This window comes from Desulfoluna spongiiphila (assembly GCF_900101345.1).
In the GTDB taxonomy this organism is placed as follows: Bacteria; Desulfobacterota; Desulfobacteria; order Desulfobacterales; family Desulfolunaceae; genus Desulfoluna; species Desulfoluna spongiiphila.
Genome location: NZ_FMUX01000001.1, coordinates 422556 through 440983, shown reverse-complemented (window position 1 = coordinate 440983; position 18428 = coordinate 422556). Strand labels below are relative to the sequence as shown.

Annotated in this window: 13 protein-coding genes; 8 read left to right on the top strand and 5 right to left on the bottom strand. The window is 59.2% G+C overall.

Features of this window, described 5'->3' with window-relative positions; genetic code table 11:
* Positions 1–111 precede the first annotated feature (111 nt).
* The 4 genes from BLQ12_RS01865 (at position 112) to BLQ12_RS01850 (ending at position 3308) form a co-directional block, all read left to right on the top strand.
* Complete coding sequence (locus BLQ12_RS01865) at positions 112–633, top strand: GNAT family N-acetyltransferase (RefSeq protein WP_092207676.1); 522 nt, start codon at positions 112–114, stop codon at positions 631–633.
* 341 nt (positions 634–974) lie between these two features.
* Entirely contained in the window at positions 975–1451 is a 477-nt protein-coding gene (locus tag BLQ12_RS01860) for a hypothetical protein (protein WP_092207675.1), read from the top strand.
* 439 nt (positions 1452–1890) lie between these two features.
* Positions 1891–2403 (top strand): hypothetical protein, encoded by a 513-nt coding sequence (locus BLQ12_RS01855; RefSeq protein ID WP_092207674.1) that lies wholly within the window; start codon positions 1891–1893, stop codon positions 2401–2403.
* Between the two features lie 272 nt (positions 2404–2675).
* Positions 2676–3308, top strand: a complete 633-nt coding sequence (locus BLQ12_RS01850) for a LysE family translocator (protein ID WP_092207673.1) — start codon at positions 2676–2678, stop codon at positions 3306–3308.
* Between the two features lie 133 nt (positions 3309–3441).
* Here BLQ12_RS01850 and BLQ12_RS27245 read toward each other — a convergent pair whose 3' ends face one another.
* Positions 3442–4326, bottom strand: a complete 885-nt coding sequence (locus BLQ12_RS27245) for a LysR family transcriptional regulator (protein ID WP_092207672.1) — start codon at positions 4324–4326, stop codon at positions 3442–3444.
* 495 nt (positions 4327–4821) lie between these two features.
* On the opposite strand from BLQ12_RS27245, the gene fliK reads away from it, so the two are divergent.
* Together fliK and BLQ12_RS01830 are read left to right on the top strand one after the other, a co-directional pair.
* Positions 4822–5853 carry a flagellar hook-length control protein FliK gene (fliK, locus tag BLQ12_RS01835; protein ID WP_092207670.1) on the top strand — a complete coding sequence of 344 codons (1032 nt, stop codon included), beginning with the start codon at positions 4822–4824 and terminating at the stop codon, positions 5851–5853.
* A complete protein-coding gene (locus BLQ12_RS01830) occupies positions 5840–6124 on the top strand; it encodes an EscU/YscU/HrcU family type III secretion system export apparatus switch protein (RefSeq protein WP_092208147.1) in 285 nt (94 codons plus the stop codon). The genes fliK and BLQ12_RS01830 overlap by 14 nt, the downstream gene beginning before the upstream one ends.
* Before the next feature lie 631 nt (positions 6125–6755).
* Here BLQ12_RS01830 and BLQ12_RS01825 read toward each other — a convergent pair.
* Both BLQ12_RS01825 and BLQ12_RS01820 read right to left on the bottom strand, forming a co-directional pair.
* A complete protein-coding gene (locus BLQ12_RS01825) occupies positions 6756–7334 on the bottom strand; it encodes a pentapeptide repeat-containing protein (protein WP_092207669.1) in 579 nt (192 codons plus the stop codon).
* 643 nt (positions 7335–7977) lie between these two features.
* Positions 7978–9303 carry an acetyl-CoA hydrolase/transferase family protein gene (locus tag BLQ12_RS01820; RefSeq protein ID WP_092208145.1) on the bottom strand — a complete coding sequence of 442 codons (1326 nt, stop codon included), beginning with the start codon at positions 9301–9303 and terminating at the stop codon, positions 7978–7980.
* Between the two features lie 411 nt (positions 9304–9714).
* On the opposite strand from BLQ12_RS01820, the gene BLQ12_RS01815 reads away from it, so the two are divergent.
* Together BLQ12_RS01815 and cooS are read left to right on the top strand one after the other, a co-directional pair.
* The gene (locus BLQ12_RS01815) at positions 9715–10386 is read left to right on the top strand and encodes a Crp/Fnr family transcriptional regulator (RefSeq protein ID WP_092207668.1); all 672 of its coding nucleotides are present in this window, start codon (positions 9715–9717) and stop codon (positions 10384–10386) included.
* Positions 10387–10543: 157 nt separating this feature from the next.
* Entirely contained in the window at positions 10544–12433 is a 1890-nt protein-coding gene (gene cooS / locus BLQ12_RS01810) for an anaerobic carbon-monoxide dehydrogenase catalytic subunit (RefSeq protein ID WP_092208143.1), read from the top strand.
* 595 nt (positions 12434–13028) lie between these two features.
* Here the strand turns inward: cooS and BLQ12_RS01805 are convergent.
* Both BLQ12_RS01805 and BLQ12_RS01800 read right to left on the bottom strand, forming a co-directional pair.
* Positions 13029–13493, bottom strand: coding sequence for a DUF3124 domain-containing protein (locus BLQ12_RS01805; protein WP_217640214.1), 465 nt, complete (start codon positions 13491–13493; stop codon positions 13029–13031).
* Positions 13494–13647: 154 nt separating this feature from the next.
* Positions 13648–18108, bottom strand: a complete 4461-nt coding sequence (locus tag BLQ12_RS01800; RefSeq protein WP_092207667.1) for a BadF/BadG/BcrA/BcrD ATPase family protein — start codon at positions 18106–18108, stop codon at positions 13648–13650.
* Positions 18109–18428: the final 320 nt, after the last annotated feature.

Below are 18428 nucleotides of genomic sequence, written 5' to 3'. Positions count from 1 at the left end.
TCCTGCTTTTGATGGCCCTGTTGGCTATTGCCATTATGGGAAATCCATGGCAAGTGAGTGGGGATGTGTTGATGCCGGAATCACCTTTACTCGACGTATAAGGCATAATCTATGACTTCATTTTCATTCCCCCTTATCAGTGATCGCCTCTCTCTCCGTCCCCCCCGGCCAACGGACCGCGATTTTTTCGTTGCGCTATACGGCGACGCGGATGTGATGCGCTATATTCCACCCCACAACGCCCCGCTTCCCGAAGAGGAGGCGGCCCTTCGCCTTGAGGTGCTCATGGACCACTGGCGGGAGTTCGGCTACGGAATGTTTGTGGTGTCCTGGAAAGAGACCGGGGAGCCCATCGGCTACTGCGGGCTGCGGTACCTTAAAGAGGTGAAGAGCATCGAGCTGGGCTCCATCCTGGGCAAGGAGAGCTGGGGACAGGGCGTGGGCCCGGAAGCGGGCCGACTGTGCATTGAATTCACGCGGGACCACCTGAAGGCGGAGCGCATCGTCTCCCTGACGGACCCCGACAACGCCAGGTCCGGTCATGTCCTTACCACATTCGGCTTTTCACGGCGCCCGGAGCTGGACGGCGAGTACCACGGCATGCCCCACCTTTTCTTCCAGATGGATTTTTAGCCCGGATATTTCACGAAATGCCTAAATATCTCTGAGTCACCAGTTGCCATGACACCTTCTTGTTTTAACCGGACCGTTTTCTCATGAAATATACGGGTTAAGGTCACGGTAAAGAATAGTCCCCAGGGTCTTGAAGAGTATTCTCCAGTCGTGGACCGCGAGTCGTGTTTTCTTTTTTATTGAGGCGGTGCATGGTCCGGCCCGGCGGCGTTTTTTTGTTTTTCAGCCCGGGCCCTTCCTGTGGCATGTTTTGTGTAACGTACCCTTACCATACAATGTTTCAATCCATGACGATTCAGCCGGCGTTGACCGGTATGTATAAGCGTAAGGGAGGTACCGTTATGAAGACCATGAAAAAAGCCTATCTGCATGTCGTTTTCGCCGCCGTGGTTGCAGCCTTTGTGATGGCTGCCGCACCGGCCCAGGCCGGGATATTTGATTTTACTCAAGGCAGGGTTGCCGTTCCGGGTACCGAGCTCCATGAACTGGGCACCGAAGCCCTGGACCGTGGGCTGGGTGGCATCAGCTACTTTACCAACGGTGAAGGCCGTGTGGTGGAAGTCCGGGCCAAGGAGATGGCCAACGGGGACTTGCGCGTGGCTGTAAGGCGGGTTCATATCCCGAAGAATTATGTGGCTGATACCCATGACCAGACCCTTGAGGCAGAGCGCACCTGGCAGAGCCTGGCGGACCTTTCCGAGCAGCAGCCCTGGGTCGGTGGATACGCGGTTCTTCCCCACAATGAGGGGGTGAAGGCCTATAAGTTCGGCGTGATGGTGGAGACCGAGTTCAATAGAAACCACCAGAGAGACAACTGATCCACGCCCGCCTTAACGGCGGGGGTGCCCTTTACGAAAAGGACAGGAGAACGGGGGTATGGAGCCCATGCCCCCTCGCTTGTCATCTTCCATGACGTCCTTTCCTGGGGCGAGCCTTGTGATTCGCAGCACCGACTGTGCTGCATGCATTGGCAAAAACAAACGGCAGAAAAGGAGTACATCAAGCATCAGGCCCGGCTATAACGGCTCCACTATGATTCCAGACCAGACCCTTTCTCGTCATCCCTATTCCCCTTTCTTTCCTCCCGGGCGACCACACAAGCGCAATCAGTGAACAGAAAATGAGGGGCATCAGCCCATGAGCAGAGGCCGCAGGGTTAACCCAGCGGCAGAAAGCGGTGCCCAGAGGCATCGGATAACGAACCATTCAGCCGGAATTCTCCGGCTTTGATACATCCTTTAAGTTAGAGGAATACCCATGAAGACCTTAAAAGGCATATATGTCCATATCGTCACCGTCACCATTGTCATGGTTGCGTTGAGCTTCTCCTCCGGCCCCGCTGTTGCAGGGCTTTTTGATTTTACAAAAGGCACGGTGGCAGAGCCCGGCACCGAACTCCATGACCTGGGGACCCAGGCGTTGAACGATGGCCTCGACGGCATCAGCTACTTCACCAACGGTGAGGGGCATGTGATGAAGGTTCAGGCCAAGGAGATGACAAACGGCGACCTGCGTGTGGCAGTCAACAAGGTTCATATCCCACGGGATTATGTCGTTGAAAACACCGAGCAGGCCATGGAGGCGGAGCGCACTCTAAAAGAGCTGGATGCACTGGCTGAGCAGCAGCCCTGGATCGGCGGTTACGCTGTCCTTCCCCATAACGAAGGCATGAAAGCATACCAGACGGGGGTGATGGTGGAGAATGAGAAGCGGCGCAGTGAGTCCGGCGCATACGACAACAACCGGGCCGATTGCTGCTGGGGCTTCTGATCCCCTTTGGGGGACAGTGCTACACGGATTCTCTCCGGGCCTTGCCCCCGGCTGTTTGCGGAAGGGCCAGCCTCCCAACGGTCGGTGAGAAGGCCCGGTTCACGATGGTACAAAGGGCCGAGGCCCCATACAAAAGCGGGCGCATGAATGTCATGCGCCCGCTTTTGTTTGTGGGCTCACAGGTGCCGTCCTATGGCCTGCCCCGCCATTGACAGTTCCCGCGCCCTGGCCCATGATGGACACCTGACCTGACTTTATTTTTTGGAGATCCCATGGAACACAACCTGATTGCCTATACCATCGCCATCACGCTTCTCACCATCACACCAGGCATCGACACCATCCTGGTGATCCGCAACACGACCCGGGGGGCCATGAAAGACGGTTTTTTTACCAGCCTCGGCATCTGTTCGGGGCTCTTTGTCCACGCCACCTTTTCCGCCGTGGGGATTTCCGTAATCCTTCTGCACTCCGCCGTTGCCTTCGGGCTGCTCAAGCTCATGGGGGCCGCGTACCTGATCTGGCTGGGGATTGTGAGCCTCCGGTCGGCCGCCACCCCAAGGAGCGGGAGCTCCGTGGAAGACATACCGCCGGGTTTCGGTGACTTTCGCGTGGCAAGGTCCCTGCGCGAGGGGTTTCTCTCCAACGTCCTGAACCCCAAGACCATCGTCTTTTACATGGCCTTCCTGCCCCAGTTCATCGACCCCGCCCGTCCCGCCCTGGTGCAGGCCCTTGGCCTTGCCGGACTCCATTTTGTGATCGCCATGGTCTGGCAGACAGGCCTTGCCGCCATGGTGGACCGTGCCAAGGTTATTCTCATGAAAGAGGCGGTGCAGCGCACCTTGGATGGCATCACCGGCGTTTTGATGGTGATGTTCGGGGTGTTGTTGGGGTGGGAGAGGTGAGGTAAGAAAAATAGGAAAAACGGGTAATAGGTCATAAAAAGAAAGTGATAAGCCATAGGTGGTGGGGTATTTTCTATCACCTATCACCTATCACCTATCACCTATCACCTATCACCTATCACCTATCACCTGTTTACCCGTTTTTTCGGAACACCTCCGCAATGCCCTCCAGGGCCGCCTGGATCACGGGCTCTTTTTCCCGTTTTTTTACATAGCCGAAGGAGAGGGGAAGGGTCAGGTTTTCTCCGTCCCAGACGGCAAGGGTGTCCCTCTCTTCAGCTTTGAGGGCGTCTTCCCGCAGCATGATGGAGAGGCCGAGGCCGGACTGGACCATGGTGGTGATGGTGGATTCGTTGTCCGAGAGCATGGCCGCTCCGGGGCGGGTGTCGTCTTTCCGGAGCAGAGGTGTCAGGGCTTCGTTGTAGGGACAGTGAGGGGGAAAACCTACCCAGGGCAGGGCGGCGATAGCCTGCCAGGAAGCCCCTTTGATTTTATCGGCCCACGGGGCCGGTCCGGCCACCACCAGGTCGATCTCTTTGAGAAAGAGGCCGGCGATTTCGCCGTGGGGGCACGATCCGTAGAAAAACCCGCCGTCGATGACACCCGCTTTTAAATCCAGGAGAATTTTGCCGGAGATGCTCTGGTGGTAGGAGAGGTGAACCCCGGGGTGCCGCGTTTTGAGCCAGGTGGCAAAGGGGGCGGCCTTGAGACCCGAGGGCTCCGAGTTGAGGCCGATGCGAAGGGTGCCGGTAAGCTCCCGGCGCAGCTTCTGGGCCTGGAGCTCCATGGCGCGGGTCGCCTCAAGGATGGTCCGGGCCGACTCTTTTAAAAGGAGCCCCTCATCGGTCAAGACCATGCCTTTGGGGGTGCGGTGAAACAACGGGGTGCCGAGGGATTCCTCAAGGGCCTTGATGTGGGCGCTCACCGCCGGCTGGCTGGTGTTGAGCCGTTCGGCTGCGCGTGTCAGGTGGGCTTCCTCCGCCACCGCGACAAAGGTTTTTAGCTGGTATATTTCCACGGTTTCCCCCGGTTGATCAGGATTTGTGAAGAGGCCGATCCGCTCTTACGATTGGATAGAAATTACCACACCGATGTAGGTTAAAGACAGGATTATTTACTTTAATGAGGTGTGGTATGAGACAATCAGTCGGCGTGGTATGTTCTTTTTTTAAGGACCTTTTAAGGGCTGAGGATTCCCGGTTGATAAAGCCGGAGTTGCATTGTTCATGGACCGGGACGGGATGGGGCGAGGCATGTAAAACCGTGGTCTGGTATGGCCTGGCGGTTGCCGGGGTGATGCTGGTGGCGCGGTTGTAGCCCGGCCCTCGGCACGGACGCGGGGAAATATCCGGGCTAAGGCCATGGCAACACCCGGTATTCGGGTTAAGGTTTTTTAAAGGGCAGCCGAAAAGAAAGAGACAAGGCAACTTCAAGCGGGATGGGCAGTGCAACGCGGGGTGGATCGCCACAGCGCGTTGCCGGGCAAAAAAACACGCGTTGACGGGCACAAGCGATGGTCTCTTTATTTGGATTCGGAAGCGGAAAAACCGCCGGGCCGCGGCCCCTGGCACCAGGTCGGCTGGTGACAGCCCGTGTGGTGCAGGCCAACCCCGACGGCACAGCCACCCTTCAAATCGGCAAACGCGAGGTGGAAGCCACGGTCAACCAGCCCATGAAAAACGGGGCCCTGATGCGCATGCGCGTCACCGACGTGGACACGAGCCGCATCGCCCTGCGTCAACTCACCTTTGCAAACCATCCCGTGGGGCGCTACCTCGTGGCCCTTCGAAACCTGGGGCGCCAGGGACCGTTTCAGCACCTCTTCACCCTCTTTGGCGCCACCCTCCCCACCAAGGGAGCCACCGCCGCCACCCACCTCAAAGAGAAACTCCAGCGTTTTGTCTCCCAGATTGCCGTCAAACCCGGAAAGAGCGGGGCCGAAGACGTCCGGCGCATGGTGCGTCAATCCGGCCTCATGCATGAGCACAACCTTATGCAGGGGGGCCAGGGCGGTGACGAGGACCTCAAAGGGCTCTCCATGAAGCTTGCCCAGGCCGTGAAACGGGAAGAACCCCTCGGAAAAGCGGTGAAGGCCCTCATCGACGGCATCGAAAAACTCCAGGTGGTGAATCGCGCCACCGGGGAGGTGTCGGGGCGTTTTCTCCTGCCCTTGCCCATCGTGATGGACGGCACCCTGAGTTTCGGCCAGCTCCTCATCGACCGTGGGGAAGAGGGGCCCTCCGGCAGGGACGCAAAGGAGAGGGTGACGCGGATGTCCATGCTGCTGGACCTGACCCGGCTCGGGGAACTTCGGGCCGATATCTCCCTGTTCAAAGGGGCGGTGAGGGGGACCTTTTCGGTGACGACCCCCGAAGCCGAAGCCCTGTTGACCCACGACCTGGAGGCGCTGACCCGGAGCCTTTCGGAAAAAGGCTTTTCCGTGAGGAAGATGGGCGTTCAGCGGGTCGACCGCGCGGTGATGGCGGGCACCTCCCTGGTGGATGACCTGGTGGATGCAGTGGATGGGCTCCATGTCTCGACCTGATAAAAAACGGCAGACCGCCGTGGCCCTTGGCTACAAAGGAGGCGAGGGCAACGCGCCCACGGTCAAGGCCAAGGGGCATGGGCCCGTGGCTGAAAAGATCATCGACCTGGCCCGTGAACACGGGGTGCCCATCCAGAGTGACCCCGACCTGGTGGAAGTCCTGGCCGCCCTGGACCTCGATATGGAGATCCCCGAAGAGATCTACGCCGTGGTGGCCGAACTCCTTGCCTTTGTCTACCGTACCAACAACAAAGTCCCCGAAACTCCTTGATTTTCTGTAATGACATCCCATTGTTTTAGCCTGGTCGTTTTCTCATGAAATATCCGGGTTAGGGTCACCTTCACGTTTATCGCACCACCCGCATCATGAAGCCCGGCAGTATCCCATAACCAACATGGGTTCCCGCCTTCGCGGGAAAGACGGTACAGAGTGTGATGCCCTTCGCACCTCCTCGTCTTCCCGGGAAAAGGGGCCGGTTGTACCGTTTTGCTGTCCGGCACCTGCCACCTTTCGTATCCTCAAGTGACCGGGGACCCATGCCCGGAATTACATGTTCCTTCTGTAGTATGGCGACCAAAGGTAATTCGCGGTTTTTATGGTCCTGGCTGAAACGATGACTAAGGCCAAAAAAAACGAGAAAAATCGGCGGAAACGGAGCGCCGCACTCCGGTGCGGCTTTTTAGTCCGTCGTTACTCGTGCCGCACAGGAGTGCGGCGCTCCAGGGGGCAAGGGGGTTCGGGGTGCGGGTAAATGACGATGGTCAAGGCCGCCGTTTGTTTGAAAGGCGGATGTGATTTGACCCGAGGAACGAGGGGCAAAGCGCATCCGCAACCTGCTTTCGAGGTGGCACACCTCGCCGCCGGAGGCCTATGCATGCTTTTTCCAGCCGTTTTATGTGGGTTAACCCAGAACGATCCCGAAGGGTTGCAGGAGCTGGAAGGCATTTGCCCGGTCGAAGGTGGCCCCTTTCAGGTCGTTGTGGCAGGGGTTGATGGTGAAGCCTGCGGCGCCCCTGAAGTCGGCACCTTTGAAGGCGCAGCTGGAGAAGGTGGTGGTGCGGAACTGGACGTTGGTGAAGTCGGTGCCCCTGAGGTTGCATTCCCGGAAGTTGGACCCTTCGATGACGGAGTTCGAAAACGGTGTGTTTCTAAGGTCAAGGCCGGTGAAGGTGCAGGAGATGAGTTTGGTTCCCGTAAAGACCAGGTTGATGCAGAAGTCGTTGAGGGTGCTGAAGTTGATGCCCGCAATTTTGCATGCTTCGAACCGGACCCCGTCAAAGGTGGTGCGCAGCACCTCGGACATCATCAGGGATGAGGAGAGGAAGGTGCAGTTCTCGAAGGTGGTGTTGGTAAGGGCGGTATTCGAGAAGGTGCAGTTCGTAAAGGAACACCCTTCGAACACCTTGCCGGAGAGGTCGGCGTCTGTGGCGTCCACATGGGTGAAGGCCTCGTCGTAAAAGTCGTCGCTGTGGTAAATCATGGCGGTCCGGTGTGTTATCCCGTGGGGTTCGTGTGGTTGGGGCCGTTGTTGTGTCGGGCCCACGATACCACAAGGTGATTCTGTTTCCTATTGGGATTCACGAGTCCAAGTCAGGACGCCCGCGCGTGGCCGTTTTATTACGGAACGGCCGCGCGCGGGTTTGCCAGGCGACTGTGTTCAGGCGCGCTCGGGGTTTCCCGGTGCATTGCAGGCCTGCTTTACTCTGTGACACACGTCTTTTGAAGAGCCCTTACTGCTGGCCACGGGCAAAGCCCGTCAGCGAATGTGATCGGCCTGAGGAACGAAGGCCGGGAGCATTTGCGACCCTGGGGTCAAGGGGCTCAGCCCCTTGCCGCCGGAGGCTGTTTTTTTTGAGCTGAATAGTTACAAAAAAAACGACCGAAACGGTGCGCCGCACTCCGATGCGGATTTTTGGTCCGTCGTTACCCGTGCCGCACAGGAGTGCGGCGCTCCAGGGGGCAAGGGGCTTTGGGGAGTGATGCCAATACACCAATCGCCCAAACGATGATCACGGCCGACGTTTGTTTTATAGGCGGATGTGATTTGCCCCGAGGGACGAGGGGCAAAACGCATCCGCAACCTGCTTTCAAGGTGGCACACCTTGCCGCCGGAGGCTGCTTTTTTACCCGATCCCCATGGCCGCGGCCTGGTTGGCGAGTTCGTCGCGGAAGTCGGGGTGGGCGATGCTGATGAGGGCCTGGGCCCGCTCAACCGTGGACTTGCCCTTGAGCTGGACCATGCCGTATTCGGTGGCCACGTACTGGACCAGGGAGCGGGGCAGGGTGACGATGGAGCCCGGGGCCAGGGTGGGGTTGATGCGGGAGTGCACCTCCCCTTTGCTGTCCGTGTAGGTGGAGCTGATGCCGATGATCCCTTTGCCCCCTTTGGAGCCGAAGGCCCCGAAGATGAAGTCGAGCTGGCCCCCGGTGCCCGAGACCTGACGGGTGCCTGCGGATTCCGAGCAGACCTGGCTGTAAAGGTCGATGGCAACGGCGTTGTTGACGGCCACCACCTTGGGGTTCAAGGCGACGATCTTGGGATCGTTGATGTAGTGCACCGGATAGGAGGCACAGGTGGGGTTGTTGTGGAGGAAGTCGTAGAGCTTCTGGGTGCCCATGGCAAAGGTGTAGGCCATTTTGTATTTGTCGATGACCTTTCTGGCTCCGGTGATTTTTCCGCATTCATAGAGGTCCACGCAGGAGTCCACGAGCATTTCGGTGTGAACCCCCAGGTCCTTGAGGTCGCTGTCGGCGAGCATGCTGCCGATGACGTTGGGCAGGGCACCGATGCCCAGCTGGAGACAGGAGCCGTCTTCGATGACTTCCATGATGTGGGCCGCAATGGACCGGTCGATGTCCGAGGCGTTGGCCGCCGGGACCTGCACGAGGGTATCGGTGCGTCCTTCCACCACCGCATCCACGCGGGTGATGTGGATGGATTCCTGGTTTCCGCCCAGGCAGTTGGGGACGTTGGGGTTGACCTCCACCACCACGCGGCGGGCTTTGTCCACGGCGGCAGAGGCCATGGAGTTGGAGATGCCGTAGTTGAAATAGCCCCGCTCGTCCATGGGGCCGGTGGTGAGGACAACGATGTCGTAGTCCTGGTACTTTCGCATGATGCGGGGGCCCTGGTGGTAGGTCAGGGGGATGTAGTTGCAGCGGCCCTGCTTGTGGAGCTTCCGGCTGACGCCACCGAAGTGCCAGTCGTTGAGGATGAAGTGGTTTCCGTCGGGGTCCACCTCGGCCACCTTGGGCATCTGGGTGAAGCAGACGCTGTCCACATTGACACCGGTCACTCCATCCTTCTGGGCGGCCAGGGCGGCATCGCACAACCTCGGGAAGAGGGTGAACTCCCCGTAAAAGATTCGGTCGCCCGATTTTACACCTGCCATGGCTTCCGCTGCGCCGGTTCTTTTCAGTTCATACTCACGCTCTACTCGTTCGCTCATCTGGCCCTCCTTTTTGCGGTTTGATTTATGGGGGAACAACAGTGTTCCTTTGCAAACCGCGTGTCGCACCGCGAATAAAAATGATTACACCAGAAAACAGTCACTGATTTAAGGGACCGTTATACACACAAGTAGAGAGTAATTCAATATATCCTTAATAAATACACGCTGTTAATATATAGTAACGCAATTCACAAAAAGAAATAGATTCTTTTAAGCAATAATGGGTTCAATATCGGATCCGAGGTGCGAATAAGTCATATTGTTTTCGGTGTTCAGCTGGTCCGACTAAGGGATCCCAACGGGATCACTGTGTTGACAACCCGTCCTCCTTTGCGGATAGTCTAAGGATAGTATCCTGTTAAATTTTGTGTAAACGCACGTGTATGGCGTGGGGAGGGATGGCTCGGCATGAAAATTTCGACCTTGAGTCTGCTGGAGGAGTTGGAACGTCCTGAGTATGCTGCCATGAAAAAGGCCTTTCGGAGGCGGCGGTATGTGAAGGGGGAGAGCATCGCCTTTCCCGAGGCGTCGCAAAACGAGGTGTTTGTGGTGGCTGAAGGGCGTTTACGCGTGTTCAGGGCCTATGAGGAGAAGGAGTTTACCTTTGCGGTGCTGGAGCCCGGGGACATCTACAGCAGTCACACCGGTGCCCATGTGGTGGCCCTCACCGACGGGGTTCTTCTTGTCACCGATGTGGGGACCTTTCATCGGGAGATGATGGAGACCCCGGCCGTAACCCAGGCCATGGTACGGGTGCTGGGGGGGCTGTTGAAAAACGCCTTTCAGATCATCGACGGCCTGGTGTTCAGCGACAGCACCACCCGCCTTGCCGCTTTTCTCCTTGCAGAGGCCCGGGGCGAACCCGAAGGGCCCGTGGTTCGCCTGAGCGTGACCATCGAAGAGCTGGCCCTTCACTTGGGCATGTCCCGTCAGACCGCCTCCACCCTCCTTGCGGACATGGGCCGCTCCGGCGTGATTCGAAAACTGGGGCGGGGGGTCTACCGGATTGAGGATCCTGACCGCCTGGGGGGGGCTGGCGCGTTGATGATTCCGGGTCGGACCGCCTTGCATGCCATGTGACAGAGTCCTGTCTTTCCTGTATTTCGGCCTCTTATGTCGCCTGGCTGACAGAAAAAGGCCCCCGTACAAGGTACGCTGTGCGCATAACGGTGTGGTGTCGGCACTCTTGCCGGAAGGGGTTCGGGGAGATATCGGCACTGGAAACATGGAGGTCGGCATGGCAAGGGAAAAACGGAAGATAGAAGAGCTTTCGATGTGGGAAGACGCCCGGGCAATGATTAGAAAGGCCCAGGCAGAGGGCATTGAGACGGTGTGGGACCGCCTGGAAGAGCAGACCCCCCACTGCAGGTTTTGTGAGCTCGGCACCACGTGTCGGAACTGCACCATGGGGCCCTGCCGCATCAGCCCGAAAAAGGGCGGCAAGATGCAGCGGGGCGTGTGCGGGGCCGACGCAGATGTGGTGGTGGCCCGCAACTTCGGCCGGTTTATCGCCGGCGGAGCTGCGGGTCACTCCGACCATGGCCGGGACCTCATTGAGGTCCTGGCCGGGGTGGCCGAGGGCGAGTGCCCGGATTACGGAATCCGTGACAAGGCCAAGCTCGTGCGCATTGCAGAAGAGCTGGGCATCAAGAGCGAGGGGCGCTCGGAGATGGATATCGCCGGGGACCTTGCCGAGGTGCTGTTCGGGGATTTCGGGAGCCGGAAGGCGGAGGTGGCGTTTTTAAAGCGGGCGCCTGAAAGCCGTCGCGAGACCTGGAAACAGCTCGGCATGACCCCCCGGGGCGTGGACCGCGAGATCGCCGAGATGATGCACCGCACCCACATGGGCTGCGACAACGACGCCCCGAGTACCCTGATCCACGCCGCGCGTACAGCCCTTGCCGACGGTTGGGCCGGTTCCATGATCGGTACGGAGCTCTCGGATATCATCTTCGGCACGCCCACGCCGTCTGAGTCCACGGCCAACCTGGGGGTGCTCAAAAAGGACCAGGTCAACATCCTTGTCCACGGGCACAACCCGGTGGTCTCGGAGATGATCCTGGCGGCGGCACGCATGCCGGAGCTCGTGGCCCGGGCCAAGGACGTCGGCGCGTCCGGGATCAACGTCGGGGGCCTGTGCTGCACGGGCAATGAGCTGTTGATGCGCCAGGGGATCCCCATGGCAGGGAACCATCTCATGACCGAGCTCTCCATCGTCACCGGTGCCGTGGAGGCCGTGGTGGTGGATTATCAGTGCATCATGCCCAGCATGGTCCAGATCTCCGGCTGTTACCACACCCGGTTCATCACCACCTCGGGCAAGGCACGTTTCACCGGGGCCACCCATTTTGACATCCACCCGGAAAACGCCATGGAAAAAGCCCGGGAGATTGTGGCCCTGGCCGTGGACGCCTTTGCCGAGCGGGATGCTTCTCGTGTTGAGATTCCCCATGAGCCGGTCCCCATCATGACCGGGTTTTCCAACGAGGCGATCCTTGCGGCCGTGGGCGGTACCCCCGATCCCCTTATCGACGCCATGAAGCGGGGCGCCATCCGAGGCGTGGTGGGCATCGTGGGCTGCAACAACCCCAAGTTTACCCAGGATTCCATGAACGTCGGCCTGGCAAAGGCCCTTTTAAAAAAGGATATCCTCGTGCTGGTGACGGGCTGCGTCACCACCGCTGCGGGCAAGGCCGGGCTCCTCATGCCCGAGGGGGCCGAGATGGCCGGGCCCGGGCTCAAGGAGGTGTGCGGAGCCCTGGGCATCCCGCCGGTGCTCCATATGGGCAGCTGCGTGGACAACGCCCGTATCCTCCAGCTCTGCGCCCTCCTTGCCGAAACCTGCGGCGTGGATATTTCAGACCTTCCCGTGGCCGCCTCTTCCCCGGAGTGGTACTCGGAGAAAGCCGCTGCCATCGGCCTCTACGCCGTGGCCTCGGGTATCGAGACCCACCTGGGCCATCCCCCCAACATCCTGGGCTCCGACACCGTGACCCACCTCGCCACCGAAGGCCTGGAAGACCTGGTGGGTGCGCGGTTTATCATTGAAAAGGACCCGGAAGAGGCCGCCGAACGCCTGGACAAACGCATCACGGCCAAACGGGTGGGGCTGGGGTGGAATCCTTAGGTGTGGAAAGGGCTCAGAGGCAAAGCTAAAAGCAGCCTCCGGCGGCGAGGTGAGCCACCTCAAAAGCGGATTGCCCTTGCGCTTCGCCCTTCGTTCCTCAGGGCAAATCGCAAGGACGTTCGCTGCGGGCTACGCCCGCCACCAAAGCTGGCGGCTGGATGGGTAGTGTCACAAGGTTTGTAAGGGTGAGGGGACGGTGTCGGCACTTTAGGGCCGGGACAAAAATAAAACATACAAAAGCGATGCCTCCGGCGGCAAGGTGAGCCACCTTGAAAGCTCTTTGCCGCTGCGCATTAACCCTCGTCCCTCGGGCTAAAGCGCAGCGGCATTTTTGGTACATTTATTTGTGTTTGAACCCTTAGCAGAAGTGTTTTTTATCTGAATGCCTCCGGGGAGTAACGAGCAAAAAAGCTTACCGCCGGAGTTCTTCCGCTCAACGACAAAGTAGATTCAACGGTTTTTATGTTTCTTTACCACGAAGATGTCATCGTGCTGAATGAAGGCACTTGAGCACCCTTGTCGTTAACCACGGGCGCAGCCCGTAAGCGAATGCGACACCCCGAGGCACGAGGGGTGGAGCATTCGCGAGCCCGGGTTATTTTTCTCGGATGACCTGGGCCCTTGAGGTAAAGGAGATGCCCTGCTGGGCCCGGGTGCTGATCATGATGGTCTCGATGAGGGCTGGTGAGATCGGGCTGTTTGCCTCCCAGGAGACGATGAAGCTGGCCCCGGAGCCTCCGGTCTTGTCGGACTCCTTGAGGATAAAGCGGGTGGCGGCCAGGGGGGCGATGGTAAGGGGTTTGGTGACATGACGCCTGAGGAGCTTGCCGTCGGAGCCGTAGTAATCCACACGGTTGATGGTGACGGGGCTGTGGGGGTCGGTGTTGCGGAGGCTCAAGGTCACCGCAAGGTCAAAGGGTTTTCCCATGTTTCCGCTGTAGATGTGCGAGTACACCGGCACGTAGACGGTCTGGCCCTTTGAGGCGGCATGGGCGCTGGGGGCAGTGGGAGCGAGAAGGACAATGAGGGCCATGGCAGCCAGGACGCGTATGCATTTCATCTGGGATTCCTCTCTTTATTACAGTGATGCATCAGTATACGGCCAGGGGCCCGATGCCTCTATCTTTTTTTTTCTTTGAGTTAATATTTCCCTTCCAATCAGGCCAATCATAACACATTTTTCCTATCACCTATCACCTATCACCTATCACCTATCACCTATCACCTATCACCTGACTTCCCTGCATCTCCTGCTTCAGGTAGCATTTCTGGGCAAAGGCTGCGATCTCCGCTTCCAGGTTGGGCAGCTCCGAGTCCCCGAAGACAGCATCCATAAAGGGCACAATCCGTTCATGTGCCGAGCCCGCACTCATCCTGTGTTTCTGGGTGATGGACTGGATCTGGGAGGTGGCCGCTGTCTCCTGCATGCACCCGAAGGGGCCCACATGGTAGATCCCGCTGATGCGGGGCATGTGTCCTTTGGTGAAGAGATAGGCCTCACCGATGGAGATGGGGGATTCCCCCTGGATGTGCCGGTCGTACACCAGGTCCTTCTGGATCTGGCTGAGGAGGTGCTCGGAGTCGTGGCTTTCCCTGCCTTTGAGAAAGTCCTGAAAGGGGGCTGTGAGTTTTTTTCCACGGCTCTGCATGTAGCTTTGTTTGATCATGGACAGGACCATCCGTTTCCAGCTGTACGCCTTTTTAAACTCCTCGATGGCGGTTTTGTTGGTGTACCCCATCCACTGGCCCAGGGGAGAGAGCATCACCTCCAGCCCGTATTTTTCCAGCAGCAGGATGGACTCCTGGTTTGCGTTGCGGTGGAGCCGTACAAAAATTTCTCCGTTGATCACCACCACGGGTTTTCTCTCGATGCCCGGGTCGAGGATGGCCTGAAAGTCATTGTTAGCCCGGGTCATAAATGCGACGAACTCTTTTGAGCCGGCCCGTCGGGCCACCATGGCGTAAAGTTCCGTTGTCAGGTCGTCGTAGAGGGTCTGGGCGGCTCCCTTTTTCTTTTCGTAGGGCCGGGTCCGCAAAAGGGCGTTGCCCAGGATATCCAGGCAGGCGGTTCCCTTGAAGAGCCCGGCAGCCTGCCTCAGGATCCCGAAGTCGGAGACGGGCACATTGGTGTAGTCCTTTTCCGCGTCCGGGCTCAGGATATCCACGTTTCCGAGGCCGTTTTCCCGAAAGAGCTGCTTTAAGATCACGTGGTACTGCCCGAACCGGCAGGGGCCCTGGGCCATGGGCTGGAAGACCACGGCGTTGGTGTTGGGGTTGATGCCCCGGTCCATGAGACTGTAGAGCCAGGCCAGGCAGTCTCCCACCTGGTAGGCAAAGGGCATGCAGGTGTTGGTGCCCACCATCTTGCGTGCGATCTCCTGGGCCCTGCCGGTCTGGGTGGGCATCACCTCTGCGGTGAACCCCAGGCTTTGGAAGGAAGCGGCCAGGACATGGGAGTTGTCCCCCATGTAAGGGATGCCGATGCGTTTGTCTTTAAGGACCACCGGGCGTATTTTTCGCCGGAAGTCGGCCAGGCGAACGGACTTGGGTTGGTGGGTTTTGACCACCTCGTTGTTGGCCAGGGTCCGCGTGCCGAACTGGGCGTTGCTGGAGTGGCCGTCGGTCTGCAGGATCAGGTGGGGCTTGCCGGCTTTATTGATGATGGCCTCTTCGTGGTAGAGGAGGATGGAGTCGGTACCGCAGTTGAAGTTGGTGGCCCGCACGGGGTAGAGGTTGGGCCCAAGGGCGGTTTCAAGGGTGTATCGGATGATGGCTTTGCCCTGGACCCAGTACATGTTTTCGGCAATGTCGTTGATATCAAACTCCGGCGGCCTCGTGAAAAAGGCCGGAACAAAATGGAGGCCGTGGGAGGCAAAGAGTTCGTGGATCCGTGAGCCGGCTTTGTTGTCCAGCAGGGTGTACCCCCGGCCGATGCCCATGAAGATCTTCTCCCCCTTGGCCGTGAGCCCTGCGATGATTTTTTCTCCCCGGCTGTAAATCTCCGACAGGCATTCGGCTTCAGCTTTCCGGGCGCTTTCCACGGCCTCAAACACCCGGCCCAGGGAGAAACGGGGTCCGAACACACGGGAGAGGTCCTCCCACACCGCCTTTTCGATGGGGTGGGCCGGGTCGTCGAAGTGGAGGACGGGAAGCAGCACATCGTCGTTGCCGATGCCCACGGCATCCTTGGCCAGGAACCCGTCTCCGGCCACGTACGGGCAGAATCGGTTTTTTTCCCACAGGGCCCCGATGGCGTTGACGAGCAGGACCTTGTCCTTTCCTTTTCTGAGGTGCTCTTTGAGAAAGGCGGTGTGGCCGTGGGCAAGCTTTACGGGAAAGCAGGTCTCGGAGTGGGAGTAGTGGATCCCCAGGTTGGTGATCCGGTCGTCGGATTCCGGGGAGAGGGCCACTTCAAAGCCGAGGTGGTGATAAAGGGCCGCGTAAAAGATCCCTTTTTCATTGAGGAAGGTGAGGCTCCGGGGAATCAGGACCCGCTCTTTGTCCGACGGGGAGTCAAGGGCCTGGGTAAAGCGCTCCAGGTGGCGGTTCATCATCCGTTTGTACCGTGCCACATAATCCGGTGCCTTGGCTGTTCCCGAGTCTGTGTTCCCCTTGGGGCAGGCCCCGCCGGAGAGGACCAGATCGTCGCCGATGGTGTAGACCTGCAGCTTGCAGTCCTTAACGGAGCAGGAGTCGGCCACCAGGCGGCTGCAGCGTTCCTCTGAGGTGGTGAATTCCGTGTCGGCAAGGCCAAGGCCCCTGAATCTGCATTCAACGGGTTGCCCCTGTTTGCGGCACGTTTCCATGGCCTGACGGGCGGCGATGGCGGCGCCCAGGGCCCCGAAGAGCTGCCGGTGGGGAAAGGCGTGGACCTCCATGCCTGTATGCAGGGCAAGGGCCGCAAGGCAGGCTGTGCCCTTGAAGGGGCCCCCCTGGGCCGAGGCAAAGTCCCCGAAGGGCTCGTTGCCGATGAACTTGTTGACGTACCCTCCCATGAATCCGTAGGCGATGGCCGCAGCGATCTCCTCTTTGGGAAACCCCAGGGCCACAAGCCGGGCGATGCCCGCTTCGGTGAAGACACCGCAGGTGTCGTCCACTATGGGAGTCCGGGCTGCCCTTAAGGCATATTCGTGAAAGCTGGTGCCGATATCCAGGCCGATCATCTCCACCATGTTCTGCATGGTCTGCCCGGTTCCGGCCATGCAGCTCAGGTTCATGCGGGACTTTTTGACGGTGCCGTCATCATTGAAGAGGGTGAACTTGGCATCCTGGCCCCCGAGTTCGAAGATCGTGTCCACCTTTTCGTTGAAATGTTTGACCCCGAAGGCATGGCAGGTGATTTCGTCTTTGACGATGTCCATGGAAAGGGCCGACGGGCTTTTTCCCGTGTCGGTGAAGAGCTTGTGGTAGAAAGCGCCGGAGGAGCCCGTGTAGGCCACCGCCTGAATGGAGAGGGCATCGCCCAGGGCAGAGCGTATCTGGCGGAACACCTCCTTGGCGGCGTGAAGGGGCCGCCCGTTGGTGTTGAGGCAGATCTCGGCCACGATGGAAAGGTTCGAAGCATCGGCCACGATGGCCTTGGTGGTGGTGGAGCCGCCGTCAATGCCCAGGATCACCTCCCGGTGGGAGGGGCCGTCCGTGTCATACACCGACAGGTCCTGGATTTTTGTGACGCGGGCGGGTTCATCGTATATGCGTACCCTGCCAAGGGCCGTGGAAAGGGCCGGGGCCGTCTTGACGGTGCCCTTTTCCGCCTGGGATAGGGCGACCAGGGCGTCGCTGCGGAAGGTGGCGGAAACAGGTCCGGCGCAGACCACCGCCCCGATGGCCCCTGCGCTGCGAAACAGCTCGGGCACGTCGATGGTGAGGTTTAACGTTTCGGCAAGGACGTTCACCAGGTGCCGGTTGCCGAAGATGCCCCCGGTGACCACGGCCCGCTCGGTTCCGGCAAAGGCCCGTGTTTTCAGCACGTCGGACCGGTAATTTTTGACGATGCGGTCGCAAAGGCCCTGGAGGATATTGGGGATCTCTTCCCCCCGGTTCTGGAGGTGGATCATGTCGGACTGGATGACCACCCCGCACCTTCCGCCCACGTCGATCTCCCGGGTGGCTTGCTCCAGGGAGGCTTCGGCTTTGCCGAAGATCGTCTCCAGCTGGTCCTGAAGGCGTCCCCGGTTGGTTTTTCGGTCCTCGCTAAGGGAGACGGGCACCTCGCCTTCAAAAAACCGGCGGCACTGCTTGGCCATGAGGATCCCGCTTCCCCCGCCGCACTTGGTGCCCGTGGCATGATCCGGCACAAAAGCCCGTGACCCGTTTCCGCCTGCCAGGGTCTCCCGCTTGAAGTAGTAGGGGTCTTTGGCCCCAATGTGGAAGATGTGATCGGCCGACGGCGCAATGATCCCCACGCCTGCGGGGATGGTGAGGGTGTCGTAAAAGAAGGGGACGTTCAATGCCTCGGCAAAGTACTCCCCGCCGCTTCCCGTAAAGGCTGTGGTGGCGATGTTTTCACGGCCGTAGCGCGCAATGATCTCATCATAGGCCTCTTTGAGGGCGTCTGCGGGGTTGCCGAAGTGCATCAGGGCATCCGGGGCGTGGACCACCTCGAACCGGGGTGTCAGAACAACCGAATGCACAGAATCCGTACCGATATCGAAACCGACAGCGTAGTGTTTCATGGCGAGTGTTCTTTCATTGTGGTTGAGTTTATCCGTTGCGAGGGCAGGCGCGCGAAGCAGGTAAGGGCCGCAGGAAGATCAACGTAAGAAAAGGCTGGCTGCGGGTCGCTTTGGCGCTGGTGCGCAACAACGCGTTTTGGGGGCCTTGGGGTGTGATTGTTTCCACCCCGGGAAACAGCTTGCCCAATGATACCAAAACACAGCGGATTATGAAGAAAAATCTGCCAGCCGGTCTCCCGGTCTCCCGGGGTGATGGCCGCCCATCGCTTGAAACGGCGCGGACTGGCATGGCTTGAAAAAATATGGGCCTGTGGCGGTGC

Bases quoted from the DNA above. Each gene is read 5' to 3' on its own strand.
- BLQ12_RS01825 (WP_092207669.1), bottom strand. From the start codon at position 7,334: ATGATTTACCACAGCGACGACTTTTACGACGAGGCCTTCACCCATGTG.
- fliK (WP_092207670.1), top strand. From the start codon at position 4,822: ATGGTCTCTTTATTTGGATTCGGAAGCGGAAAAACCGCCGGGCCGCGG.
- BLQ12_RS01855 (WP_092207674.1), top strand. From the start codon at position 1,891: ATGAAGACCTTAAAAGGCATATATGTCCATATCGTCACCGTCACCATT.
- BLQ12_RS01865 (WP_092207676.1), top strand. From the start codon at position 112: ATGACTTCATTTTCATTCCCCCTTATCAGTGATCGCCTCTCTCTCCGT.
- BLQ12_RS01830 (WP_092208147.1), top strand. From the start codon at position 5,840: ATGTCTCGACCTGATAAAAAACGGCAGACCGCCGTGGCCCTTGGCTAC.
- cooS (WP_092208143.1), top strand. From the start codon at position 10,544: ATGGCAAGGGAAAAACGGAAGATAGAAGAGCTTTCGATGTGGGAAGAC.
- BLQ12_RS01800 (WP_092207667.1), bottom strand. From the start codon at position 18,108: ATGAAACACTACGCTGTCGGTTTCGATATCGGTACGGATTCTGTGCAT.
- BLQ12_RS01860 (WP_092207675.1), top strand. From the start codon at position 975: ATGAAGACCATGAAAAAAGCCTATCTGCATGTCGTTTTCGCCGCCGTG.
- BLQ12_RS01850 (WP_092207673.1), top strand. From the start codon at position 2,676: ATGGAACACAACCTGATTGCCTATACCATCGCCATCACGCTTCTCACC.
- BLQ12_RS01805 (WP_217640214.1), bottom strand. From the start codon at position 13,493: ATGAAATGCATACGCGTCCTGGCTGCCATGGCCCTCATTGTCCTTCTC.
- BLQ12_RS01820 (WP_092208145.1), bottom strand. From the start codon at position 9,303: ATGAGCGAACGAGTAGAGCGTGAGTATGAACTGAAAAGAACCGGCGCA.
- BLQ12_RS01815 (WP_092207668.1), top strand. From the start codon at position 9,715: ATGAAAATTTCGACCTTGAGTCTGCTGGAGGAGTTGGAACGTCCTGAG.